We start from the raw sequence: 25,139 nt of genomic DNA, 5'->3' as shown, positions 1-25,139 counted from the left end.
ATCGTTGCCGGTATGGCTGGACCTTCCGGAGCCGCAATATGCTCATTTCTGCCGCGTTTTTGCCGACGCTCGGAGTGAGGCCTGTGCCTGCCAGCCTCTTCAACCGCATGTCATCATTGAGCCCTGCTGGACGGGGCTCATTCCAGGACACGCAAATGAATACCCACCCCACTCCAAACGCTGACCAGCGCCGGCCCCGCCTGTTGACCTACGCCCGATGCCATGATGCCCAACTGTTCGCGATTAGCGCGGATTTGAATGACGCCGAAACCTGTCGACTGCGCCGCATTTTGGATTTGCTAGTCGACCTTGGCGTGCTGGCCATCCATCGGCTGGAGGCACCACTGGTGCTCCCAACTGGGTTGGACGACACGCTGGCCACTCTGCGGCGTGACCTCGGTTCGATGGTGGTCGAGGCAGCGGAAAAGGCTGCGAAGCACCCGTTCACCCCGGTTCCAAAACCGCAAAGCTTGGTGCCCGTGTGGTCATTCGAGAAGGCACGGGACAATCCCACCTTGCTGACCGCGCACGGCCTGTTCTCAGGCGTGCCGATCGTCTTCGAAGCCATTCATGTCCAGGACGCTGACCTGCTTCGTCCCTTCGAAGCGGTCAAAGCCCGGTTTGAGGCGTGGCGCATCGCAATGGGGCCGGACGCGACGCCCGGCACGTGCGCGGTGCCGGGGGCCTTCGGGGCATACGCGATTTTCGGAGCCTCTCATGCCGGCTAGCGGAAGGTGATCGCCAGTCGACGCGTCGACTGGCCTGCCGCCCTGATTGTACTACCCAAAGAAATGCCAACATGAAACTGCTGAAACTGGACCTCACCGACCTCACTCGGTCTTTGTTGAGACACCCTCCCTCCAAATCTGCAGGTGACACCGCCTTCATCAAAATCGTGGTGCAACTGACCCGAGTCGCAAAGTGATTCGGGCAGGCAAGTGAGAATCCGGCCGGGACCCAGACGTCCCGGCCAATCAAAAATGCAGTTCGCAATCGGTTCGTCGCATTTTTTCCCATTTTTTGCGCAATTTTGGAAGGTGCTGATTCTGCCTCCCCGTCGCCGATGCCCACAAGGGTCGGCGTTTGCCGACGCGGCGCGCTTAAACCCCTCATTCTTCATGGGGTGGTGCCACAGTCTTTTCGCCACTAGTTGGGCTCCTCCTTTGAAAGACAGGAGGAATAAGTGAGTTTCCGCACAAGCATTTTTCACTCAGCGGGAGGATGCCCGTCTGAAGGCATTGTGATTTCCTGATGGCAGCCGTCACGTCAACTGGCGGGCACGAAGAAGGCGATCTCGTTGTCTTCGACTACGTGAGATTTGGTCTGATGATCCGCTATCGGTTCACCGGGCCTGATGGCAGGCAGCGTCTGATCTCCGGGCTGATCAGCGATGGTATGCTGCGTCCCGGCGTCAGACCATCCGCCCCGCTGAAATTCTCGGTCACTGCGCGGCTTGATGGTGACATCGAGGCAACCGCGACGGTGGTTCTCCACGTCCGAGAAATTGATGACGGGCTCATCATCACCTCCGGCAGCACCGTGGAGACGAACCTCCAGAGCGTGCTCAGGCAGAGGCACTCGATCCCGCAATCCGCCATCGGCCTGGACGGCAAGAGGAACTTTTCCAAGCCGACAGCGGAGCTGGGGACGGAGGACGTCGAAGCGCAATTCCAGGCAATCAGGAGGATCGTGGACACCCTCCGCGAGACCATCGAGTCCAACCTGCCCGGCTGTCAGCAGGTGGAAGGTGCCATTTGGCTGCGAGGGGGCGAAGTCTGTCACGACCTCGCCTGTTCCAATGCGGAAGACGTGGTCAGGGCGTCTTGCAAGGTGCCGCCCAAGGGCTCCCGCAGGAGTTGGCAGCGGGACTACGACTGCACGACTGGTGCGGGCCGGTCGCCGACGTGGCATTTCACCACATTGAAACGCGGGCCAATCAGCAAGGGGTATCTCAAGGCCCCCGGATTGCCTCGGACCGAGGTGTCGTGCCCTCACCGAGACGCCATCTTCCACTGCACCGGGGAGCGCAAACGGGTGCCGTTCGGCGGCAACGGCGCAGTCGAACTGGCCGTGGATCTCTACAATTCTGCCGGGGAGTTGTGCTGCACCCTGCTGGACCACGTGCGCGAGGTGGCGCGGGGCGGACGCACCATCGATCAACTGCTGACGCTGCTCGACCCCATCAAGGCGATTGCCGAACGCGTGCCCGTTGGGAGTGGCTATCGCCCAAGTGCGGCCGCCGCCGATGATGCGCGTCGGGTGCTGAACGGCATCCTGAGCGATGGCATCGTTCATCTCAAGGGGCTTCGCAAGGGCACCAAGGTCCGAGACGCAGTGGACGCCCTCAGGGCTCCCGGCGGCCCTCTGGTGCAGGGAGCCTCCCCCGGCATCTGCTGCCTCGCGCCCGAGTACGGCATGGCAGCGCCCGACTGGAACGGTGAGTATCCGTTCAGGCTGAGGGGATGAGGGAGGGAGGAATGAGGGGACAGGGAGAGAAGGCCCGAAGCCTTCTCGACCGCTTCCCAAAATCGCGTCCGAGAAACCCCTGTAGGAGACTGACTGGCCCGACTCCTGGCGAGCTCTCCGCCCGCCGCTGCTGGGGATTTCAGTCGCATGTCATCCTTGGGTGGTCGCGCTTCTGTGGCCACGCCCTCAGGATTTGGAGCAAGTCGTGCCAGCCGTTCATCTGACTGCGCAACTTCTGCGTGACCCTCTGCCGGCCGGTAAGGTCAAAGTACGCCTATTCGACGCCGCCGTCACCGGCGTCGTCGCCGAACGCCGCGTCAGTGGTGTCACGTTCTATTTCCGTTTCCGTGACCAGCGGGGACGCCAAAAGGAGTTGAGGATCGGGAAGCTCGGGACGATTACCCTCGATCAGGCGAGGCGGAAAGCCAGGGAGCTTTCCGCACAGGTTTCCCTTGGGGCCGACCCGGTGGCGGAGAAGGCGGCGCTGCGCGCCATCCTGACCGTCGCCGTGTACATCGATGACCACTACCTCCCGGACGCCCGGCAGCGACTGCGGAGCCATCAGAACCTGAACGCCTATGCTGCCCGCATCAAGCGGCGTCTAGGCAACAAGGCGCTCGACGAAGTCACGTGGGCCGATGTCAGCGCGTTCAAAGCCTGGCTGGTCACTCAGGGCCTCGCTCCAGGCACCGTGAACCGCCATCTGGCGACGCTCCGCGCGCTCTACAATCGTGCCCTGCGCTCGGGCATCTACACCGGCCCCAACCCCGCCAGCGCGCCGGGAATGCTACCCGAACACCACCGTGAGCAATTTCTGACCCTCGAACAGGACAAGCGCGTCATTGACGCACTGAAGAACGATCAGAACCCGTCAGCCGCCACTGCTCTGGGGTTGCTCATGGTGACCGGCGCACGCAAATCCGAGGTGACGAAGGCCGAATGGCGTCACGTCGATTTCGATCGTGCGGAACTGCTCGTCCCGCGATCGAAGAACGGACGTCCCCGCCGCATACCGCTCGCCCCGGCGGCGATCGGCCTGCTGCGGCTCCAGCGCCGCCGCTGCAGGGAGGATGAGCAGTTCGTCTTTCCGGGCACCGTGGCAGGGCGACCCATCGAGGATCTGCGTCGCATCTGGGCTCGGACCAAGGAAGCTGCAAGATTGCCCCCGGACCTGCGCATCCACGACCTCCGCCACAGCATGGCATCCCGGCTGGCGAACGCCGGCACCCCTCTGAACGAGATAGGGGCGATCCTGGGGCATCGCGGGCTCGCGACCACGCAGAAGTATGCGCATTTCCAGCCGCAGCGGCTGACCGAAACCGCTGCGATCGCTTCGACGGCATGGCTGCTCGAGGCTGCTGCTTGACCTCCGGGGCTGCACCGTCGTGCAGCCTCGTTTTTTCCGGAGATTTTGATGAGCCTGATCGACCCCGACCTCCCCGCCCTCCTCACCACGACCGAGGCGGCAGCCTGCCTGAGCGTCTCGCCCAAGACGCTCGCCTATTGGCGCGCGATCGGTGAGGGGCCAGCCTTCGCCCAGCTGGGCGTGCGCAGCATCCGCTATCGGCGGGAGGACCTGACTGCCTACATCACCGGCAGGCGTCGGCTGAACAACGTGGCAATGCAGTCACGCCATTCGACGGAGACGCAGGCGTGACTGGAAAAGGGGATAGTGGTGGGCAAGCCGTCCACCCTCCCCGCTGAGGCGATCGCTCCAAGCCCCAGAGCAGGCGGGGCAACCCAAAAAAACAAACCCCCGCTCAAGCACTTAGCTTGGCGGGGGGCTGTTGTCCCTTGGCGCGCCCGGAACGATTCGAACGTCCGACCCTCAGATTCGTAGTCTGATGCTCTATCCAGCTGAGCTACGGGCGCTTGGGAGGTGGCCCTCTAGTCCGGGGCGGTGAGGGGCGCAAGCCCTTTGTTGCGGAAAAAATCCGCGCATCACGCATGATCCAGCCGGTTGAGTAGGGAGCCGCGATCGGCTTAAGGCGTTTGTCGCCATGGCCATGACCGATATCCCCAACGCACAGCCCGACAGCCGGGACACCACCATCCTCGACGCCCCCGACAAGATGGTCGGCGTGCGCGAGATGTTCGGCATCGACCTCGACATGGAGGTCCCCGCCTTTTCCGAAGCGGACGAGCGGGTGCCCGATCTCGACCCCGCCTATGTCTTCGACCGCGATACCACGCTGGCGGTGCTGGCGGGCTTCGCGCACAACCGGCGCGTGATGGTCCAGGGCTATCACGGCACCGGCAAGTCGACGCATATCGAACAGGTCGCGGCGCGGCTGAAATGGCCGTGCATCCGCATCAACCTGGACGCGCATATCAGCCGGATCGACCTGATCGGACGCGACGCCATCGTGCTGCGCGACGGACAGCAGGTGACCGAGTTCCGCGAGGGGCTGCTGCCCTGGGCGCTCCAGACCCCGACCGCGCTCGTCTTCGACGAATATGATGCCGGCCGGCCGGACGTGATGTTCGTGATCCAGCGCGTGCTGGAGACGGAGGGCAAGCTGACGCTGCTCGACCAGAACCGCGTGATCCGCCCGAACAAGTGGTTCCGCCTGTTCGCCACCGCCAATACGGTGGGCCTGGGCGATACCAGCGGCCTGTATCACGGCACGCAGCAGATCAACCAGGGTCAGATGGACCGCTGGAACATCGTCGTCACGCTCAACTACCTGCCCGCCGCGATCGAGGCGCGGATCGTGCTCGCCAAGTCGGGCGAATATGACAAGCCCGATGGCAAGGCGGTGGTCGACAACATGGTCCGGGTCGCCGACCTGACGCGCAAGGGCTTCGTCAATGGCGACATCTCGACGGTGATGAGCCCGCGCACGGTCATCACCTGGGCGCAGAACGCGTTGATCTTCAACGATGTCGGCCTAGCCTTCCGCCTGTCGTTCCTGAACAAGTGCGACGAGGCGGAGCGGCCGCTGGTCGCGGAATATTACCAGCGCGTGTTCGGCAAGGACCTGCCCGAGAGCGTCGCGGCCAAGGCGTGACCGCTTAAGGTGGCGAACGAAACCCCTCTCGACCGGTTCAAGGCGGTACTGGGCGGCACGGCGCGCGCGCTGGCCGAGGTGCCGGACGTCGAGCTGGCCTATACCGCCGACGCGCCGAGCCAGTCGGGCAAGCATCTGAAGGTGCCGATGCCCGGCCGCGCCCTGCCGCCCGAACAGGTGGCGGAGGCGCGGGGCTTCGCCGATGGCTTCGCGCTGAAGCTGCGGCATCACGATGCCGGGTTGCATGCGCGCGGTGCGCCGGTCGATCCGGTCGCGCGCGCGGTGTTCGACGCGGTGGAGACGGCGCGGGTCGAGGCGCTGGGCAGCCGGGGCTATGCCGGCATCGCCGCCAATCTCGACACCGCGCTCGACATGCGGATGCGTTCCGACCCGTTGACCCGCGCCCGGTCGCGCGCCGAGGTGCCGCTGTCGACCGCGCTCGGCCTCCTGGCGCGCGAGGCGATGACCGGACGCGAGTCGCCGGCGATCGCGCAGCCGGGCCTGGCGCTGATCCGCGACTGGGTGACGGCCAAGTCCGACCTGTCGGCGCTGGCGCTGGCGCTCGACGACCAGCGCGCCTTCCAGCAACTGGCGTCGCGGATGCTCGCTGACCTGGAACTGGTCGAGGGCGAGCAGCAGCCCGACGAGGCGGACGAGGGCGAGTCCGACGACGAGGGCAGCGACGAATCGCCGGACGAGAATGGCGACGAGGGCGAGGAACAGGGTGGCGAGGGCCAGGGCGAGGTCGAGGCGCGCGGCGAACAGCGCGAGTCGGACAGCGACGAGGGCGAGGGCCAGGAGATGGGCGAGGATTCGCCCGACGATCTCGACGGCGATCCGGGCGACGAAGGCGAGGAGGGGATGCAGCCCGTCCGCCCCAATCGGCCGTTCAGTGATTTCAGCCCGCAATTCGACTATAAGCCCTGGACGACCGAGTATGACGAGGTCGTGACCGCGACCGACCTGTGCGACGCGGACGAGCTGGAGCGGCTGCGCGGCTATCTGGACCAGCAGCTGGCGCATCTGCAATCGGCGGTGTCGAAGCTCGCCAACCGGTTGCAGCGCCGGCTGATGGCGCAGCAGAACCGCAGCTGGGACTTCGACCAGGAAGAGGGGATGCTGGACGCCGCCCGGCTGGCGCGCGTCGTCGTCAGCCCGGGCCAGTCCCTGTCCTACAAGGTCGAGCGCGACACCGAGTTCCGCGACACGGTGGTGACGCTGCTGATCGACAATAGCGGCTCGATGCGTGGCCGGCCGATCTCGATCGCGGCGATCTCGGCCGACATTTTGGCCCGTACGCTGGAGCGGTGCGGGGTGAAGACCGAGATTCTGGGCTTCACCACGCGTGCGTGGAAGGGCGGGCAGGCGCGCGAGACCTGGCTGGCGGCGGGGCGGCCGCCGCAGCCGGGGCGGCTCAACGACCTGCGCCACATCATCTACAAGAAGGCGGACGAGCCGTGGCGGCGCGCGCGACAGAATCTCGGGCTGATGATGCGCGAGGGGCTGCTCAAGGAGAATATCGACGGCGAGGCGCTGCTCTGGGCGCATGGCCGGCTGATCGCGCGGCCCGAGGAGCGGCGCATCCTGATGGTGATCTCCGACGGCGCGCCGGTCGATGATTCGACGCTCTCGGTCAATTCGGGCAGCTATCTGGAACGGCATCTGCGCCAGGTGATCGGCTGGATCGAGTCGAAAAGCCCGGTCGAGCTGATCGCGATCGGCATCGGCCATGACGTGACCCGCTATTACGAGCGCGCGGTGACGATCATGGATGCCGAGCAACTGGGCGGCACCATCATGGAGCAATTGGCGGCGCTGTTCGACGCGAAGTGACCGGGTTCGCGGGGAGGAGGTGGACGGGTCGATCTTCCTTCCTCGTCTCCACCCCGGCGGAGGCCGGGGTCCAGTAACGGAACGATGGAGATAGCGCGGCAACGTCCTCGAACTGGATTCCGGCCTTCGCCGGGATGACAGGGAAATTCCCCTGAAATCTCACGTCCAAACCCATCGGCATTCTCTCCACATTTCCGCATGAACCGCACCCCGGCATTTCCCCTCCATCGCCATTTGCGCCTATGGCGCGCGGCATGACGATCGAGCTTTTGTCCAACCCGCTCGCCGCGCAGCGGGCCGACCTTGCGAGCCTCGCCGAGCGGGCGCGGTTGCGTCGGCTGGCGCCGCGCACCGGCGTGGATTTCGCGTCCAACGACTATCTGGGGCTGGCCGACTCCCCCCGCCTGCGCCACGCCGTGGCGACGGCGCTGGGCGAAGGCGTGCCGGTGGGATCGGGCGGATCGCGCCTGCTGCGCGGCAATCATCCCGAGCATGAGGCGTTGGAGGCGGAGGCGGCGGCGTTCTTTGGGGCGGAGGCCGCGCTTTATTTCTCGACCGGCTTCGCGGCCAATGCCGCCCTGCTCGCGACATTGCCGCAGCGCGGCGACCTGGTGGTGCATGACGCGCTGGTCCATGCCAGCGCGCATGACGGGATGCGCCTCGGCCGCGCCGATCGGGTCGCGGCGGCACATAATGATGCGCAGGGCTTTGACGAGGCGATCCGCGACTGGCGGCGCGCGGGCGGTACCGGCACCGCCTGGATCGCGGTGGAGAGTCTCTACAGCATGGAGGGCGACCGTGCCCCGCTCGCCGATCTCGCCGCCGTCGCCGATCGCCACGACGCGATGCTGTTGGTCGACGAAGCCCATGCCACCGGTATCTGGGGCGCGGGCGGGCGCGGCCTGTCCGCCGGGCTGGAGGGACGGCCGAACGTCGTCACGCTGCACACCTGCGGCAAGGCGCTGGGCTGCGAGGGCGCGCTGGTCTGCGGGCCGGCGGTGGTGCGCGAGTGTCTGGTCAATCGCGGGCGCGGCTTCATCTTCTCCACCGCGCCCTCGCCGCTGATGGCGCGGGCGGTGCGCGAGGCGTTGCGCATCGTCGCCGACGAGCCGGAGCGGCGCGACCGCCTCGCCGCGCTGATCGCCGGGGCCGAGATCGCGCTCGCGCCTCATGGCGTCACCGCCAGCGGGTCGCAGATCCTGCCGCTGATCGTCGGCGAGGATGCGGCGACGATGCGGCTCGCCGCCGCCGTGCAGGCGGCCGGCTTCGACGTTCGTGGAATCCGTCCACCGACCGTGCCGGCCGGCACCGCACGGCTGCGCCTCTCGCTGACGCTGAACGTCGAGGCGGACGATGTGCGGGCGCTGGCCGATGTCCTGAAGGAGGCGCGGGCATGAACCGCACGATCGTCGTCACCGGCACCGATACCGATATCGGCAAGACCGTCTTCGCCGCCGCGCTGACCCGGGCGCTGGGCGCGCGCTACTGGAAACCGGTGCAGGCCGGGCTGGATGAGGGCGGCGACGCGGACGGCGTCACCCGGCTGGGCGTGTCGCGCGACCATTGCCTGGCGGAGGCCTATCGCCTCCACACGCCCTGCTCGCCGCACCGCGCGGCGGAGATCGACGGCGTGACGATCGATCCCGCCCGCCTGATCCCGCCGGCGGTCGACGGGCCGCTGGTGGTGGAGGGCGCGGGCGGCGTGCTGGTGCCGGTGACGCGCACCTTGCTCTATGCGGACCTGTTCGCGCGCTGGCAGGCGCCGGTGGTGCTGGTCGCGCGCACCGCGCTCGGCACGATCAACCACAGCCTGTTGTCGATCGAGGCGCTGCGGACGCGCGGCGTGCCGATCCTGGGGGTCGCGTTCAGCGGCGAGGCGGTCGAGGACAGCGAGGCGACGATCGCCGCGATCGCCGGGGTGCGACGGCTGGGCCGATTGCCGCACCTCGATCCGCTGACGCCGGAGACGCTTGCCACCGCCTTCGCCGCGAATTTCCGGCTGGAGGATTTCCGGTGAGCGGCTCGCCCGTCTGGCATCCCTTCACCCAGCATGGCCTGGGCGAGCCGATCCCGCAGGTGGTCCGGGCCGAGGGCGCGGCGCTGCACACGGCGGACGGGCGGCGGGTGGTCGACGCCATCTCCTCCTGGTGGGTGACGACGCACGGCCACAGCCATCCACGCATCGTCGCGGCGATCCGCGAACAGGCGGAACGGCTGGACCAGATCATCTTCGCCGGCTGGACGCATGCGCCGGCCGAGACGGTGGCGCGCGGCCTGCTGGCGCTCCTGCCGCCCGCGCTGACCCGCGTCTTCTTCTCCGATTCCGGTTCGACCAGCGTCGAGGTCGCGTTGAAGATGGCGCTGGGTTACTGGCTCAACCGGGGCGAGCCGCGCCATCGCATCCTGGTGCTGGAGCATAGCTATCATGGCGACACGATCGGCGCGATGTCGGTCGGCGCGCGCGGCGTGTTCAACCGCGCCTATGCGCCGCTGCTGTTCGATGTCGGCACCATTCCCTATCCCGCCGAGGGAAGCGAACAGGCGACGCTCGATGCGCTGGAACGGGCCTGCGCGGCGGGCGACGTGGCGGCGTTCATCGTCGAGCCGCTGGTGCTGGGCGCGGGCGGGATGCTCTTCTATCCGCCGCAGGTTTTGCGCCAGATGCGGTCGATCTGCGCCCGCGCCGGCGTGCTGTTCATCGCCGACGAGGTGATGACCGGCTGGGGCCGCACCGGCACGCTGCTGGCCTGCGAACAGGCGGAGGTGGTGCCCGACATCCTCTGCCTGTCCAAGGGGCTGACCGGCGGCGCGGTGCCGCTGGCGGTGACGATGGCGACCGAGCCGATCTTCCAGGCGCATTATGGCGAGGACCGGGCGCGGATGTTCTTCCATTCGTCCAGCTATACCGCCAACCCGATCGCCTGCGCCGCCGCCGCCGCCAATCTGGCAATCTGGCGCGACGAGCCGGTGCGCGAGCGGATCGCCGACCTGTCGCGCCGCCAGGCGGAGCGGCTGGCGCGGCTGGCGTCGCTGCCGGGCTTTGCGGGCGCGCGGGCGCTCGGCACGATCGCGGCGATCGAGGTGGAGGGGCCGCCCGGCTATCTCTCCACCCTGGGGCCGCGCCTGCTCGGGTATTTCCGGGCGCGGGATCTGCTGGTCCGGCCATTGGGCAACACCGTCTATGTCATGCCGCCCTATTGCATCGACGATGCGGACCTGGACGCGGTGTACGACGCCATCGCCGACGCCCCCGCCGCGCTGCTTAATAATCGAGCGTGAGCGAGGCGCGCACCGTCCGGCCAAGGCCGGCATAGAGGGTGGTGCCGCCCGTCGCCCAATAGCGGGCATCGGTCAGATTGTCGGCGTTGATCCGCGCCGTCATGCCCGGCCCGTCCGCCAGCCGCCAGTGATAGCTCGCGCCGATGCTGTAGGTCGTATAGGCGGGCAGCAGCGCGCGGTTTTGCGGGTCCGACCAGCGACGGCCGGTATGATAGGCCCCGGCATTGACGCCGATGCCGTGCAGGGCCGCCGGCCGGTATTCGACAAAGGCGGAGCCGGCCCAGCGCGGCGTATTTTCCACCTGCCGGCCGTTCTGCGCGGCGACGCCGGTGCGGCGCTGCACCGCGTCCAAATACTGGCCCGACAGCATCACCGACAGACCATGGCCCAGCCGGCCCTGGAGCGACGCCTCCACGCCCCGATGCAGCGCGCGACCATCGACCACCTGCACGTTGTAGAGGTCGGTATAGTCCAGCCCGCGATCGATGACGAAGCCGGCGAGCGAGGCGATCGCGCCGGCGATCTCCAGCCGGCCGCCCAGTTCATATTGCCGGCTGACCACGGGGGCGAGGATGTCGCCGGCATTAGCGGTGCCGTCGGGCGCGGTGCCGGCGCTCTCCAGCCCCTCGATATAGGTGCCGTAGAGGCTGGACCGGGCGCCAGGGCGGAAGACCAGCCCGGCGGTCGGAGTCCAGGTGCGGATGGTGAAATCCTTCCGTGCGGCGCGCGTGGCGTAGTCGACATGGCGCAGGCCGCCGATCGCCAGCCATCGCTCGCCCAGATGCGCGATGTCCATGACATAGAGGCCGGTGTCTATATTGATGCCGCCGCGGCCGACCCGCATCGTCGAGGGGACGAGCGCGGTGAAGTCGATGGTGCGCGGATCGTAGAGGTTTTGCGGGACGTTGCGGAAGCTCTGCCGGTGCTGGTCGGATTGGAACTGGCGGTTGCGGGTATAGCCGAACAGCAGGTCGTGGCGGATGCCGGCGGTGTCGACCGTGCCGGCCAGTTCGGCGCGGACATAGCCGTTCCGGTAATCCTGGTCGGGTGTATAGACGCTGACCAATACGCCCGCGCCCGTCGCCAGATTGATCCGACCCAGATTGGATTGCGCGCGCTGCCGCCGCGCCTGGGCGGTGCCGCCCTCCGCGCGCAGCGACCAGCCGCCGCCCAGATCGTAATCGGCGCGCGCCAGTAGGTTCTTGCCCCAGGTGATATAGGGTGCATCACGGGGCGCAAGGCGCCGGCGCGGATCGGGCACCGCCGGCAGCGTGATCGTGCCGCCGATCCCCCGCATCGCGCCCACCGCCGCCGGCAGGGAGATCCCGCCCTGTTCGTCGGTGTGGCGCCGATAATATTCCACGTCCAGTTTCAGCGCGAAACGCGGGGTCACCTGCCAGTCGAACGCGCCTGCCGCCATCGCGCGCCGACCGTCGACGCCATCAATCGGAAATTCCAGATGGCCGAGATAGCCGTTCACCCGCACGCCGAACGCCCGGGTTCCGCCGAATCGTCGGCCGATATCGACGCCGCCGCCGAACCCGCCCTCGGCATCGCCGGTGATCTGGAGCGACGTGACCGGACGTGGCCCGGCGCGCTTGGTGACGACGTTGACGATCCCCGATGGCGTGCCGAGGCCGTAATAGAGCGCGGATACGCCCTTCAGCATCTCGACGCGTTGCTTGTCCTCGATCGGGATGGGGGCCATGTTGACGACCTGCAACCCGCCGTTCAGCCGGTAATTGGTGCGCGGGTTGAGGAAGACGCCGCGCGAGACGAAGCTGTTGGTGGTGATCGGGCTGGTCGATTGCTGGGTGATGCCGGCGGTGTTGCGCAGGGCGTCGTCCAGCCCCTGCGACCCTTGCGCGTCGAGCAGGCTGCGCGTCATCACCGCGACTGTCGCAGGCGTGTCGAGCAGCGACCGGTTGCGGAACGCGCCGACCTGCACCGTATCGGCCCGAAAAGACGGCGCGCGCCGGCCGATGACCAGTAATTCATCCTCGTCGAGCGTCACTTCGCCCTGTTGCGTGTCCGTCGCGGCGGCCGGTGCCGGCTCCGCCGCAGGCGCAACGATCCCACCGGCGGCCAAGGCCGCCAGTCCCATGATCATCATCCCGATATCCCCTAAACAGCCGTATTCCGGTGCTGCGGGCGGCGATACTAATGTTGAAAATCAATTGCAATAATAAGTGATGTAGATCAGCTTTTCGGGCTGGGCAGCGTGGCGGTGGCGCGCTGGTCGGGCGCGTCGCGAAGCTGCACGACCAGCCTGGCGTCGGCGGGGCGGGGCAGTTCGACCGAGCTGCCGGTAAAGCCATCGGGCACCGGTACGCTCGCGCCGCCCGCCTGGATGGCGGCGGCCAGATACAGGTCGCGGCCGGTCAGCCGGCACGGTCCGTCGGCGGCGCAGGCGAAACCCGTCAGCACCGGCAGGCGGACCAGCGTGCCGACCGGCACCCAGTCGCTCGCCACCCCGTCCTTCACCACGCGCACCCGCAACGGGCCATAGGCGGTGGGGCCGAGCAGCGCGCCCGGCCGCATCGTCACGATCGCCACCCGGTCGGATTGCAGACTGAGCGCGCCGTTGCCGGCATCGAGCCGGACCGGCGGCCGATCCTGGTCGGTGGCGAGTTCGATCACCTCCGTGCCCGCGAGGCGCGCCGTTCCCTCCGCGCGCAGCGACACGGTGAGCTGCGCATCCTGCGCCACCGCATCGGCCCCGGCGAGCAGCAGCGGGATCGGCGCGGCCGGGCCGGTCCGTTCGGCACTGCGCGCGATCAGCGTATAGGCCGGCCGCGCCGCCGTCACCGTCGCGCGCGTCGTCAGCGTGCGGCCGTCGACCAGCCGGACCCGCGCGGCTTTGCTCGTGCCGTCCGCCAGGGTCGGCGCGGTGTCGGTGGTCAGGCTCAGCTGGTCCGCGTCGCCGACGCGGCGCAATCCCGCCGGGCGGAAGATCGTGCCGCCGAGGTCGAGCGTCGCCACCGAATCCAGCCGCGTGCCGGTCAGCACCCCGGTCCGGTCGCCGGCATGGAGGGTGAAGCCGTCGACCCGCCCGGCCTCGGCCAGCGCCTGCACGGTCAGCCGTTGCGGTTCGGTCTGGCCATGCTGGCGGACGAGCAGCGTCAGCGTGCCCGGATCGACGCCGCTGAGCGGCAGCTTCACCGCCAGCCGGTCCGGCCCCGCGGCATCCCAGGCCAGCGTCCGGGGCGCGCCCGAGGGCAGGCGGACCGAGACATTGGCGACGCAAGGGCCTGCGCCGCCGATCAGTTCGACCACATTGTCGCGGCCGACCACCGCCGATCCGTCCTGCGCGATCGACCAGGCGGGGCCCGCCCGGACCAGCCGCACGCGCGGGCCGTCGAACGGGGTGAAGCCCCAGACGCCGTGCAGCACGCCTTCGGTCGCGCCCGCCAGATCGGCGGTGGCGAGACCGTTGCCGGCGACGACATAGCCGCCCTTTTCGGGATCGGCCGCGACCGGGATCTCCAGGTCGCGACCGCCGCGATCCTTCAGCCGCAGCGCCATGTTGCGCGCATAGCCGGTCGAATAGATCAGCGGCGCGCCCTCCACCGGCAGCAGCAGGTCGGGGCGGCTGGCGCACAGCGTCGCGCCCGGATCGGCGAGGCGGAGCGGCGGCGGCAGCGGCGTCTCGATCGGCGGCAGGGCGGCGACCATCACCGATTGCGGCTTGGCGAAGGAGGGCACGGCGTTGAGCAGCAACGCGATCCGATCGTCCTGATAGAGGCCGAGCGCCGGGATATATTGGAACTGCGCGGTCTGGAACGCGCCCAGGATGCGCGCCACGTCGCGGACCACGCCGATATAGGGGCTGTAATAGCCATATCCGCCCTGCGGCGTCGCGGCGACCTGCAAGGCCAGATCGGTCGGCGTGCCGCTCAGCGTTTCCGCCAGCGAGGCGCTGTGCCCGTCCGCCAGCACCAGCGAGTCGCGGCCCTGGGTCAGGCAGGCGGCCTGGAGGTCGGGCTGCTTGAGCAGGCAGCCGCTGTCGAACTTGATCGCCAGGCTACGCGCGAGCAGCGGCGACACGGTGCTGAGGCGATCGGGCCCGGCGGCGTCGCCGCGCCGGATGCCGGCGAGGAATGCGTCGAGCCGCGACCGGTCGAGCGCCGCCTGGTTCAGATCCTGCACCGCGCGGACGAACGCCCCCGGCCGCCCCCGCACCGCGCCGGTCAGCGTCGCGAAGTCGCCACCGGTCTGCGGGGCCAGGAACACCAGGGCCTGGCGCGCACCCTTGGGCACGGTCAGCGTCAGCGTGTCGCGCTTGCTCTTCCAGGTTTCCGCGCCGGTGAACCAGCTCTTGGGCGGCGGGTTGGTCGCGCCGCGCAGGAAGCCGCCGACCAGCAGATAATGGGTGGACTGGTCACCGGGCAGTGCGGCGGCGATGTGGAGCGTGTCGCCCGCCGCCAGATCGGGCACCTGCGCGATGGGCAACGTCACGCCGTCCCGTGTCACCGTCACCTTCAGGACGGGGCCCTGCAGGTCGAAGGGGGCGGTTTCCGCCAGGACGGGCGAGGACACCAGCGCCAGCAGCGCGGTGTACGACAGGCGGGCGGCGACCGGACGCGGGGACATGGCCGACGCTATAGGCGCGTGTCCCGCCATCGCTCAACGGCTTCCCACGCCGCGATAGACGGTGCTCCTGCGGAAGCAGGAGCACCGTCGGCGCCGAGGCAGACCGGAATCAGCTCGTCTTGGTGCTGGTGAGGCGGATCAGCGACGACAGCGGCAGCTGCGCGCCGTTGATGCCGACCGTCACGACATTGTTCTTCGACTGCACGTCGCCGACCGTGCCGATCGCGTTGATCGTCGCGGACACGCTCACGCCGCCGCTGTCCTGGCCCTTGACGGTCAGCGTATAGGCGCCGTCCGCCGCCTGGCTGCCGTCGCTCTTGGTGCCGGTCCAGGTCAACTCGCCCGTGCCGCTATTATTGTCGATCGTCTGGGTGAAGACGGTACGGCCGCCGGCATCCTTGATCGTCGCGGTCAGCGGGCCGGTCATGCCGCTGTTGCTATAGGCCCAGCGGGCCGGGCTCTTGCTGGTCAGGCCGACCGTGTTGCTGTCGAACGTCGCCTCGCGCCCGATCAGATTGGCGGCGGAGGACAGGTCCTGCGTGCTGAAGCGCGACAGGATGTCCTTCAGCGTGTTGGTCTGTTGCAGCGACTGTTCGACCTGCGAGAATTGGGCGAGCTGCTGGGTATATTGGGTCGCGTCGGTCGGGTTCAGCGGGTCCTGGTTCTGCGCCTGGGTGGTCAGCAGCTTCAGGAACAGGTTGAAGTCGGGCGAGGCCTGCTTGCCGAGCGTGGTGGAGGTGGTGGCGGCGCTGGTCTGCGCGGCGGCGGTGGTGCTGGTAACGGTCATGGCGATTGCTCCTCAGGCCATCAGGTCGACGCGACCGCGCGGCGACACGGTGCGGGTTTCAGCGGCCGGCTCGTCACCGGCGGTCAGCGTGGCATAGGGGCCAGCGGAAAAGGGGGTGCGGCGACCCTGGCCACCGCCACTGCCGGGCTGACCGGACGAGGCGAAGCCGCCGGTCGAGCCGCCGGTGTCCGCCCGCGTGTCGAAGCGCAGGCTGTCTGAATCGGCGTGCACCCCGGCATCGCCGAGCGCACGGACCAGCGAATCGGTGTCGCGGCGGAGCAGGTCGAGCGAGGCGGGCTGGTCGGCCGCCACCGTCGCGCGCAGCGTGCCGCCATCGTCGAACGCCAGCCGCACCTCGATCCGGCCGAGTCCGGCGGGCGCGATGCGGATGGTCATCGTCTCGCCGCCGTCCTGCGCGACATGGCGGGCGATGGCGACGGCGGTGTCGTGGCCGATATGGCTGGCCTGGACGACCGGCACGACCGGCTGGGCGGGCTGGGCGGGCGCGGGCTTCGTCGCCTGCTGCACCGCGTCGACCTGCGTGCGGAAGGAGGACACCGGTGCGCCGGGCCTGGCCTCGCCGGCGACATGCTCGGGCGGCGTCGGATCGCTCGCCACCGCCTTGCCGGCGGGCTTCGCCTCGCCGGTCGGCGCGGCCGGGTCGGCGGTGGCTTGCGCGGTCGCGGCGTCGGCGGCGGGCATCGGACTGGCGGCACCCGCGACCGGCGCGGAGCCGGCGGCAGCCTGGGCAACCGGGGCCGGACGACCCGCCACGGCGTGCCCGCTATGCTCCTGACCGTCGCCATCGCTCTCGGCGACACCGGCTTGCGGGGCCGGCGCGGCCACGGGTTGAGCGGGCGGCAGCGGCAGCACGGCCTCGACCGAAACGGGCGACAGAGGCGCGGCGCACAGGTCCTCCGCCGGCTTCGCCGTCCGCGCCTTGCGACTGGCGGTCGCGTCAGGCGGAGACGATGGATCGGCGGGTGCCGCATCCATCACTCTATCGGTCGTCGCCACGTTCGCCGCCGGATCGGCCACGGCCGGAACTGGCTCCGGCAGGGTCGCCGCGCTCGTAAGCGGAACCTTGGACGGTGCCTTGGCGGTGACAGGCTTGGCGTCGGCGGCGACCGGGACGGGCTGCGCCGGGATCGTGTCTGCCGGTCGAGTTGAAGCGTCCGCCATGATCGCTGCGGGATCGACGGCAGCCGGAACGGTCGGAGGCGAAAGGGCCGCCCCCGACGGCAGGGCGTCGGATGCCGCCGGACCCTCGACAATGGTCAGTCCTGGGCCCCCCCGCGACGGAGACGGTGTCGCGCCGGAGATCGGCATCGTCTTCGGAACGAAGCTGCGCGTCGTCGCCTCGCTTGTCGGCGACACCGTGATCGAGACCATCGGCAATCGCAGATCGGCCGTGTCGGCATTGCCGATCGGCTTCGGCGCCGGTGGTGCTGCCGGGGTCACGACGGACGGGGCCGGCGCGACGGCGGTGGTCGAGGCCATGGCAGACGAGGCCGGCGCGGCGGCGGCGATCGCGGCCGGCACGGCGGTTGGCGGACTGTCGATCACACCCTGCCCCGGGCGGGACAGGGGCGGCGACAGGGGCGTCGGAAGCGTGATGCCAGCCTGCATCGCGTTGGTCAGTCCGTTGCCGATGGCGGTGCCCGCAAGCATCACGGATGGCGAGGTCGATGGTTGTACCGAGGGCGCGGCCGCCGGCAGCCAGCCGGCGAAACCCTCGGGAGCCTCCACCGTCGCGATCGGTGCAACCAGGCCGGCTCCTGCCAGGGTTCGGCCTGCCGGGGGCGGGGCGATGAGCGACGAAAAGGGGCTGAGCGCGTTCATGCGGACCTCCTGGGGCGAAACGCGCCCGGTTCATGTTCGGTGGAGCGGGGCAGGATCATCCGACCGTCCCCAGCGAGCGGATGCGCGCCCGCGTATGGATCTCGGTCTGCGACAACACGACGGTCGCCGGCCGCGCGCGCTCGATGATCGAGCGGACGAAGGGGCGGATCGACGGGTTGGTCAGCAGGCAGGGTATCTCGCCATCCTGCGCCAGCCGGTCGAACGTGTCGCGCACCGCCGCCAGAAAGGCGTGGAGGCGCGACGGGGCCATCGCCAGCTGCCGCTCGTCGCCATGCCCGACGATGCTGTCCGCGAACGCCTCGTCCCACTCGCCGGTCAGCGTCACCACCGGGATCACGCCGTTCCGTGCCTGTTGCGCGGAAATCTGACGGGCCAGACGGCTGCGGACATGCTCGGTGATCTGGGTCAGGTTGGTGGTGACGGGCGCGGCCTCCGCGATCCCCTCCATGATCGTTGGGATGTCGCGGATCGACACGCCCTCGGACAGCAGGTTCTGGAGGATGCGCTGCACGCCCGACACGCTGATCTTGCTCGGCACGATGTCGGCGACCAGCTTCTCGGAATCCTTGTGGACCTCGTTCAGCAGCTTCTGCGTCTCGGTATAGCTGAGCAGGTCGGCGATATTCTCCTTCACCAGCTCGGTCAGATGGGTGGTGATGATCGTGCCGCAATCGACGACGGTCAGGCCGCGCATCCCCGCCTCGTCGCGCAGGCCGCGATCGATCCAGAGCGCGGGCAGGCCGAACACCGGCTCGCGCGTCGGCTCGCCCGGCAGGGTCGGACCATGGTCGTCGGGGTTGATGACCAGCAGCCGGTCGAGCCGGATCGTGCCGCGCGCCGCCTCGGTCTCCTTGATATGGACGACATATTCATTGGGCTTGAGCGCGAGATTGTCGATGATCCGCACCGCCGGCAGCACGAAGCCGTAATCGGCGGCCATCTGGCGGCGCAGCGCGCGCACCTGGTCGTCGAGCCGCGGTTCGCGCTGCTCGTCGTTGATCATCGGCAGCAGCGCATAGCCGATCTCGATCCGCACCGCGTCGATCGCCAGCGTGCGGCTGATCGGTTCCTCGGCCGGTGCCGCATTGTCCGTGGCGGCGGCGGCGGTCAGACGCTCGCTCACGACCTTCGCCTTGGCGTCCTTGTCCAGCTTCCACGCCGCCCAGCCGGTCAGCCCGGCGAACATCGCGAAGGGCAGGAACGGCAGGCCGGGGATCAGCGCCAGCGCGCCCATCATCACCGCGACGATGCCGAACGCCTTGGGATAGCGGCCGAGCTGCTCGCCCAGCGCCGCGCCGGTCTTGCCGGCCGCGCCGCCCTTGGTCACCAGCAGGCCGGCGGCGGTGGAGACGATCAGCGCCGGAATCTGGCTGACCAGCCCGTCGCCGACGGTCAGCAGCGTATAGGTGTGGAACGCCTGACCCAGCGGCACGCCATGGACCAGCACGCCCATGACCAACCCGACCAGCACGTTGATCGCGGTGATGAGCAGGGCGGCGACCGCGTCGCCCTTCACGAACTTGGAGGCGCCGTCCATCGCGCCGTAGAAGCCGCTTTCCTGCTCGATCTCGCTGCGGCGCTCGCGCGCCTGCGTCTCGTCGATCGTGCCGGCGTTCAGGTCGGCGTCGATCGCCATCTGCTTGCCGGGCATCGCGTCCAGGCTGAACCGCGCCGCGACCTCGGCGATGCGGCCCGCGCCCTTGGTGATGACGACGAAGTTGATGACGATCAGGATCATGAAGATCGTCAGCCCGATCACGGTCTCGCCGCCGATCAGGAACTCGCCGAACGCCGCGATCACGCCGCCCGCCGCATGCGCGCCCTCATGGCCATGGCCCAGGATCAGCCGGGTCGAGGCGAGGTTGAGGCCCAGCCGCAACATGGTCGAGATCAGCAGGATGGTCGGGAAGGCCGACAGCTGGAGCGGCTTGTCGATGAACAGCGAGGTCATCAGGATCATCACCGACAGGGTGATCGACAGGGCCAGGCCCAGGTCGAGCATCCAGCCGGGCATCGGCAGGATGAGCATCCCGATGATCGCGACCACGCCGATCGCGAGCGCCATGTCGCGATTGGCGCCGATCCGCTGGAGGAAGTTGGTGAGTGCGGGCATCGCCTGTCGTCCGGTCAGGCGGCGGGGACGGAGATGCCCGCCTCGATGAAGATCTTCAGCTTGTTGCGCATCGTCCGCACCGAGATGCCGAGGATGTTGGAGGCGGAGGTGCGGTTGCCCCGGCAGCGCTCCAGCGTCTTCAGGATCAGCGCGCGCTCCACCTCCTCGACGGTGCGGCCGACCAGCGGGTCGATGCCGTCATTGGCGTCGGTCGCGGGCGACAGGCGGCTGCCGTCGGACAGTACCAGGTCCTGCGCGCCGATCCGCTCGTCGCGGGCCAGCACGGCGGCGCGGCGGACGACATTCTCCAGTTCGCCGACATTGCCGGGCCAGCCATGGCCGGCCAGCAGCGACAGCGCATCGTCGGTCAGGGGGCGCATCGGCAGTCCTTCGGTCGCGGCGACACGCGCGGCGAAATGATGGGCGAGGAGCGGGATGTCGGGCAGGCGCTCGACCAGCGGCGGCAGCGCGATGCGCGCCGCGTCCAGGCGGGCGGCCAGATCGGCGCGGAACCGGCCGTCCCGGACGCGGGACGCCAGGTCGGCGGTGGTGGAGGCGACCAGCCGGGTCGACGGCGCGGCGGCCAGCGCCATGGCCAGCCGGGCCTGCAGGCCGGCGGGCAGCCAGTCGATGTCGCGCAGGAACAGCGTGCCGCCCCGCGCCTCGTCCAGCTTGCCGCAGCGATCCGCGACCGCTTCCGGAAAGGCGCCGGCCCGGTGGCCGAACAGGTCGGATTCCAGCACATCGGCCGGCACGCCCGCGCATTCGACCGTCAGCATCGGGCCCTGCCGCCCGGACTGCGCATGGATGCTGCGGGCGAGCAGCGCCTTGCCCGCGCCGACCGGCCCGGTCAGCAGCACCGGCATCCGCGCCGCCGCGATCGACGCGGCGAAGTCGACGGCGCGGCGCAGCGCCGCGTCCTGCCCGATGATCGTCGATCCCGGCCGCTCGGCGGCGGCGGCCAGCGCGGCGGCGATCATCGCCAGCTCCGGCGGCAAGGGGACATAGTCGTCGGCCCCGGCGCGGATCGCCGCCACCGCCAGCGCGGCGGGCGCATCGATGCCGCAGGCCAGCACCGGCACCGCGAACCGCTCGGCGCGAAGCCCGGCGATGAAGCCGGCGACATCCAGCGCGACGTCGATCATGACCAGCGCGACATGCGCCCGGCGCATCGTCGTCATCGCCGAGGTCTCGTCATGCGCGACCACCACCACGGCCCCCGCCTGGGCGGCCAGCGCGGCGGCGCGGTCCAGCTCGCTCGCCGGGCGACCGATCAGCAGGATGCGGATTTCATGCGGGTCCATGCTGTGGCTCACTTTTCGGATTGCACGATTTCGGTGAGCGTCACGCCCAGGGATTCGTCGATCAGCACCACTTCGCCGCGGGCGATCAGGCGATCGTTGACGAAGATGTCGACCGGCTCGCCGACCTTGCGGTCCAGCTCGATCACCATGCCGGTCTGGAGCCGCAGCAACTCGCCGATCGGCATCCGCGAGCGGCCCAGCACCGCCTGGACCCGGACGGGCACGTCGTGCACCGCCTCCAGTCCGTCGGCCAGGTCGCTCTCGGCTGAGGCCTGACCCAGATCCTCCAGATTTTCGAGAAAGTCCTGCGCCGACGGATCGGCGACCATCGCGTTGTTGTCGGTCATGTCGGTCGTATCGGTCATTGCAGGCTCCATCACGCGTTCATCCACTGGCGGATCACCGCGGCGGCTTCGGGGGGAGAGGCGCCGACGGCATCGCCGACGCGTTGGAGGGAGGCGACCTTCACATCGCCATCGACATGGGCGACGCTGACATCCGCACCGGGCAGGCGGGGAACGTCCGCACCGGCCGGGAGCGGGGCGCCGTCTTCGCCGTCAGGTCCGGTGAGCGCGGCGGCCTCGGCGGCGGCGGCGTCCTTGTCGGCGCCGGGCGCGCGGATCATCTTCATCGCGACCAGGCCGACCGCGGCGATCAGTACCAGCTTGCCGAACCCGGCGAGCATGTCGATCGGCAGCTTCGACAACAGACCCGGACCATCGTCCTTCAGCGTATCGTCGGCGGCGAAGGCCATGCTTTCGATGACGACGCTGTCGCCGCGCTGCGTATCCGCGCCGACCGCATTCTCGACCAGCCGCGTCAGCCGCTGCACCTGCGGCGCGGGCAGGCCCTTGGCGCCGCCATCGACCATCACCGCGACGGTCAGGCGCTTGATTCGGCCCGGCCCCCGGGTGACGACGCTGTGCGTCTTGCTGTTCAGATAGGTGGTGTCCTCGGACGTCTGGTCGTGCGCCTCGGTCTTGCCGTTGCCGTCGCCGGTCTTCCCCTGTGCGTCGGGCAGCTGGGTGGAGACGCTGGCGACCGGCGGGGCGGCGTTGGTCTCGTTCGACTGGTCCTTGCCCGCCACGGTCACGACATGCGCCACGACCTGTTTGTCCGGATCATAGACCTCGGATTCCTCCTGCGTCTGGTCGCGGTCGATCTCGGCCGATACCTCGGCGCGGACCTTGCCCTGGCCGACGATCGGCGACAGCAAAGCCTCGATCTCGTCGCGCATCCGGCCCTCGACCTGCGCCTGGCGCTCGTCGGCGGTGCCGCCGCCGCCGGTCGCGGCGTCGCCGGCGCGGGCGAGCAGCGCGCCCGACTGGTCGACGATCGACACCGCCTCGGGCGAGAGTTCGGGGACGGAGGAGGAGACGAGATAGCGGATCGACTGCACCGCCTCGGCCGGCAGGCGGCCGCGCGTCTTCACGGTGACGGCGGCGGTGGCCTTGGTCGCGCTGGTCGCGAACATCGCCCGCTCGGGCATCACGATATGGACGCGCGCGGCGGTGACGTCCTGGAGCGTCTGGATCGAGCGCGACAGCTCGCCCTCGATCGCCCGCGTCTCGTTCAGCTTGGCGCGGCTGGCGGAGACGCCGAACGGCTCCTCCTGGTCCAGCACCTCATAGCCGATCTTGCCGCCCAGCTTGTCGCCGGCCATCGCCATGCGCAGCTCAGCGAGCTTACTCTCCGGCGCCATGATCGACGTGCCGTCGGCCGACAGCTGGAAGGGGATGCTTTGTCCTTTGAGCTTTTCCGCGATGCCCTGGGCCGATGACGGGTCCAGGTCGGTGTACAGGAATCCCATGCGCTCGTCGCCGCCACGCAGTGCGACCATGGCCAGCACCGCAAGCATCGCTGCGGCGACCCCTCCCATCATCAGGAGGCGCTGGCGTCCGATCTGGGTCCAAAATGTTCTGACTTGATCCAAGATCCGTCCTGTCCGAGCCGGTGCCAATTGCTGGGTTCATTATAGGCGGGCGGCGGGTCGGCAGTTTGTGCCGGGCGGAAAAACTTGCCGTGACGGGATGGCCGGTGGGCAGGGGCTGCCGGGTAGCCGGATGCGACGAGGCCCGCGGATCGCCGACGATCCGCGGGCCTCGAAGGAAGGAAGAGGGGTGGGGTGCGATCAGCCGTCCTGCGGCGGCGGGCCCGACAACAGGCCGGCCAGCGCCTGGCGGACGGCCTCGGCCCGCGCCGCGCCGTCCAGCACCACGCCGCCGCGATCCCAGTGGATATGCGCGTCGCCCTCGGCCAGCGTCGCGTCGCCGACCACGGTCAGCGCCAGCCGGCGGCGATCGCCGGCCTGGCGTACCGCGATCAGCCGCTCGATCTCCTCGACCAGGCTCGGCGCGACCGAGACCTGGATCTCCTGCCCGCGCTGCACCTGTTGCAGCACGCGGCCGATCGCGGCGTCGATCGCCGCGCCGGGCGTCTCGGTGAGCGCGCGCGCGGCGAGCATCTCGGCGGCGGCATGGGCGACCTCGGCCGCTTCGCGCGTGCAGCGGTCGGCGATGGCGGTCAGTTCGCCCTCGATCTCCTCGACCGTGGCGTGCAGCGCATCGACGGCGGCGAGCAGGGCGGCCTCGCGCTCCAGCCGGGCGGCGGCGCGACCGGCCTCATAGGCCTCGCCGCGCGCATCGGTCAGCGCCGACTCGCGGTCCTGACGCGCGACGACCAGATCGGCCTCCAGCACCGCGACGCGCAGGCGGAGTTCGTCCGCCGACAGGCTGTCGTTGCCGGTGCCGGGCGTGGGACTCGCCTCGAACACGCGTTCGAAGGCGAAGGGGCGGATGTGGAAACTATGGTCCATGGCGTCAGGCGATCATCGCATCGTCGTTCTTGGGATCGTTCAGCATGATCTCGCCCGAATCGGCGAGCTGCTTGGCGAGGCGGACCAGGGCGTTCTGCGCTTCCTCGCAATCGCGCGCGCGCACCGGGCCCATGCCGGCCATGTCCTCGCGCATCAGCTTGGCCGAGCGTTCGGTCATCGTGCCCATGAACAGGTCGCGGATCGCGGTCGGCGCGCCCTTCAGCGCCAGCGCCATCTGCCGCTTGTCGGCGACGCGGACGATCGCGGAGATCGCGGACGGCATCAGCTTGCCCAGATCCTCGAAGGTGAACATCAGCGAGCGGATCCGCTCGGCGCTGTCGGGCGAGGCATTGTCGAGCGCGCTGAGCATCGCCTCCTCGGTCGAGCGGTCCATCGCGTTGAACACTTCGGCCATCGCCTCGTGCGGGTCGCGGCGCTGGGCGCGGGACAGGTTGTTCATGAACTCGCTTCGCAGCGTATGCTCGACCTGGAGCAGCACGTCCTTCTGCACCGTCTCCATGCGCAGCATCCGCTGCACCACGTCGACCGCATTGTCGCGCGGCAGCTTGCTCAGCACGCGCGCGGCGTGATCGGCCTTCAGCTTGGACAGGATGACCGCGACGGTCTGCGGATACTCGTTCTTCAGATAGCCGGCGAGCACCGTCTCGCTGACGTTGGACAGCTTGTCCCACATCGTCCGGCCGGCGGGGCCGCGAATATCCTCCATGATCTCGCGCACCTTATCGCCGGGCAGCAGCCCTTCGAGCAGGCGCTCGGTCGTCTCGAACGAGCCGTGCAGGGAGTTCATGCCCGACACTTCATTGGCGAAGGAGCCCAGCAGATGCTCCGCGACCGACGCGGGCACGCGGCCGAGCGAGGCCATCGCCGCCGACAGCTCCTTGATCTCCTCGACCGACAGATTCTCCCAGATCGGCGCGCCATGATCCTTGCCGAGAACCAGCATCAATGTCGCTGCGCGCTCGATGCCGCTATAGCGTTTCAGCTCCGGCGGTTCGGTCAGCATCGTCATGGTTACCTTCCCGTAAATTGCACCAGTTCGCGATCTCGAAAGGGC

Annotated in this window: 19 protein-coding genes and 1 tRNA gene; 9 read left to right on the top strand and 11 right to left on the bottom strand. The window is 69.0% G+C overall.

All coding sequences use genetic code 11. The features are described from left to right. Window positions 1-155 precede the first annotated feature (155 nt). From QE452_RS13000 to QE452_RS12985, 4 genes are all read left to right on the top strand, one after another. A complete protein-coding gene (locus QE452_RS13000) occupies window positions 156-728 on the top strand; it encodes a hypothetical protein (RefSeq protein ID WP_309657467.1) in 573 nt (190 codons plus the stop codon). Window positions 729-1,251: 523 nt separating this feature from the next. Continuing rightward, a complete protein-coding gene (locus tag QE452_RS12995; RefSeq protein WP_309657468.1) occupies window positions 1,252-2,466 on the top strand; it encodes a hypothetical protein in 1,215 nt (404 codons plus the stop codon). A 205-nt stretch (window positions 2,467-2,671) separates the two neighbouring features. Then, window positions 2,672-3,832, top strand: coding sequence for a site-specific integrase (locus QE452_RS12990; protein WP_309730134.1), 1,161 nt, complete (start codon window positions 2,672-2,674; stop codon window positions 3,830-3,832). A 48-nt stretch (window positions 3,833-3,880) separates the two neighbouring features. Further along, window positions 3,881-4,123 (top strand): helix-turn-helix domain-containing protein, encoded by a 243-nt coding sequence (locus tag QE452_RS12985; RefSeq protein WP_309657470.1) that lies wholly within the window; start codon window positions 3,881-3,883, stop codon window positions 4,121-4,123. A gap of 138 nt (window positions 4,124-4,261) precedes the next feature. Here the strand turns inward: QE452_RS12985 and QE452_RS12980 are convergent. Further along, a tRNA-Arg gene (locus QE452_RS12980) sits at window positions 4,262-4,338 on the bottom strand. Window positions 4,339-4,472: 134 nt separating this feature from the next. Here QE452_RS12980 and cobS point away from each other — a divergent pair. The 5 genes from cobS (at window position 4,473) to QE452_RS12955 (ending at window position 10,589) form a co-directional block, all read left to right on the top strand. Beyond that, complete coding sequence (gene cobS, locus QE452_RS12975) at window positions 4,473-5,477, top strand: cobaltochelatase subunit CobS (RefSeq protein ID WP_125993466.1); 1,005 nt, start codon at window positions 4,473-4,475, stop codon at window positions 5,475-5,477. 9 nt (window positions 5,478-5,486) lie between these two features. Next, a complete protein-coding gene (gene cobT, locus QE452_RS12970; protein WP_309657471.1) occupies window positions 5,487-7,310 on the top strand; it encodes a cobaltochelatase subunit CobT in 1,824 nt (607 codons plus the stop codon). Window positions 7,311-7,564: 254 nt separating this feature from the next. Beyond that, window positions 7,565-8,707 carry an 8-amino-7-oxononanoate synthase gene (locus tag QE452_RS12965; RefSeq protein ID WP_309657472.1) on the top strand — a complete coding sequence of 381 codons (1,143 nt, stop codon included), beginning with the start codon at window positions 7,565-7,567 and terminating at the stop codon, window positions 8,705-8,707. Beyond that, a complete protein-coding gene (gene bioD / locus QE452_RS12960; RefSeq protein WP_309657473.1) occupies window positions 8,704-9,327 on the top strand; it encodes a dethiobiotin synthase in 624 nt (207 codons plus the stop codon). Before QE452_RS12965 ends, bioD begins: the two co-directional genes overlap by 4 nt. Then, a complete protein-coding gene (locus QE452_RS12955) occupies window positions 9,324-10,589 on the top strand; it encodes an adenosylmethionine--8-amino-7-oxononanoate transaminase (RefSeq protein WP_309657474.1) in 1,266 nt (421 codons plus the stop codon). Before bioD ends, QE452_RS12955 begins: the two co-directional genes overlap by 4 nt. Here QE452_RS12955 and QE452_RS12950 read toward each other — a convergent pair. The 10 genes from QE452_RS12950 to QE452_RS12905 all read right to left on the bottom strand — a co-directional run bounded on the left by QE452_RS12950 (window position 10,573) and on the right by QE452_RS12905 (window position 25,094). Next, on the bottom strand, window positions 10,573-12,702 hold the full coding sequence (locus tag QE452_RS12950) for a TonB-dependent receptor (protein WP_309657475.1): 2,130 nt from the start codon (window positions 12,700-12,702) through the stop codon (window positions 10,573-10,575). The genes QE452_RS12955 and QE452_RS12950 overlap by 17 nt on opposite strands. A gap of 86 nt (window positions 12,703-12,788) precedes the next feature. After that, entirely contained in the window at window positions 12,789-15,182 is a 2,394-nt protein-coding gene (locus QE452_RS12945; protein WP_309657476.1) for a hypothetical protein, read from the bottom strand. 109 nt (window positions 15,183-15,291) lie between these two features. Then, complete coding sequence (locus QE452_RS12940; RefSeq protein ID WP_309657477.1) at window positions 15,292-15,969, bottom strand: flagellar hook capping FlgD N-terminal domain-containing protein; 678 nt, start codon at window positions 15,967-15,969, stop codon at window positions 15,292-15,294. 12 nt (window positions 15,970-15,981) lie between these two features. After that, window positions 15,982-17,811 carry a flagellar hook-length control protein FliK gene (locus QE452_RS12935; RefSeq protein WP_309657478.1) on the bottom strand — a complete coding sequence of 610 codons (1,830 nt, stop codon included), beginning with the start codon at window positions 17,809-17,811 and terminating at the stop codon, window positions 15,982-15,984. Between the two features lie 55 nt (window positions 17,812-17,866). Next, window positions 17,867-19,945 (bottom strand): flagellar biosynthesis protein FlhA, encoded by a 2,079-nt coding sequence (gene flhA / locus QE452_RS12930; protein ID WP_309657479.1) that lies wholly within the window; start codon window positions 19,943-19,945, stop codon window positions 17,867-17,869. Between the two features lie 14 nt (window positions 19,946-19,959). Continuing rightward, complete coding sequence (locus tag QE452_RS12925) at window positions 19,960-21,249, bottom strand: sigma 54-interacting transcriptional regulator (protein WP_309657480.1); 1,290 nt, start codon at window positions 21,247-21,249, stop codon at window positions 19,960-19,962. An 8-nt stretch (window positions 21,250-21,257) separates the two neighbouring features. Further along, the gene (fliN, locus tag QE452_RS12920) at window positions 21,258-21,614 is read right to left on the bottom strand and encodes a flagellar motor switch protein FliN (RefSeq protein WP_206433075.1); all 357 of its coding nucleotides are present in this window, start codon (window positions 21,612-21,614) and stop codon (window positions 21,258-21,260) included. An 11-nt stretch (window positions 21,615-21,625) separates the two neighbouring features. Next, window positions 21,626-23,182, bottom strand: a complete 1,557-nt coding sequence (gene fliF / locus QE452_RS12915) for a flagellar basal-body MS-ring/collar protein FliF (protein ID WP_309657481.1) — start codon at window positions 23,180-23,182, stop codon at window positions 21,626-21,628. A 198-nt stretch (window positions 23,183-23,380) separates the two neighbouring features. Then, window positions 23,381-24,064, bottom strand: a complete 684-nt coding sequence (locus QE452_RS12910; protein WP_309657482.1) for a FliH/SctL family protein — start codon at window positions 24,062-24,064, stop codon at window positions 23,381-23,383. Window positions 24,065-24,068: 4 nt separating this feature from the next. Then, window positions 24,069-25,094 carry a flagellar motor switch protein FliG gene (locus QE452_RS12905; RefSeq protein ID WP_309657483.1) on the bottom strand — a complete coding sequence of 342 codons (1,026 nt, stop codon included), beginning with the start codon at window positions 25,092-25,094 and terminating at the stop codon, window positions 24,069-24,071. Between the last annotated feature and the right edge of the window lie 45 nt (window positions 25,095-25,139).

The sequence above is a fragment of the Sphingomonas sp. SORGH_AS_0438 genome (assembly GCF_031453475.1).
In the GTDB taxonomy this organism is placed as follows: domain Bacteria; phylum Pseudomonadota; class Alphaproteobacteria; order Sphingomonadales; family Sphingomonadaceae; genus Sphingomonas.
This window is presented reverse-complemented; position numbering and strand designations above follow the sequence as displayed.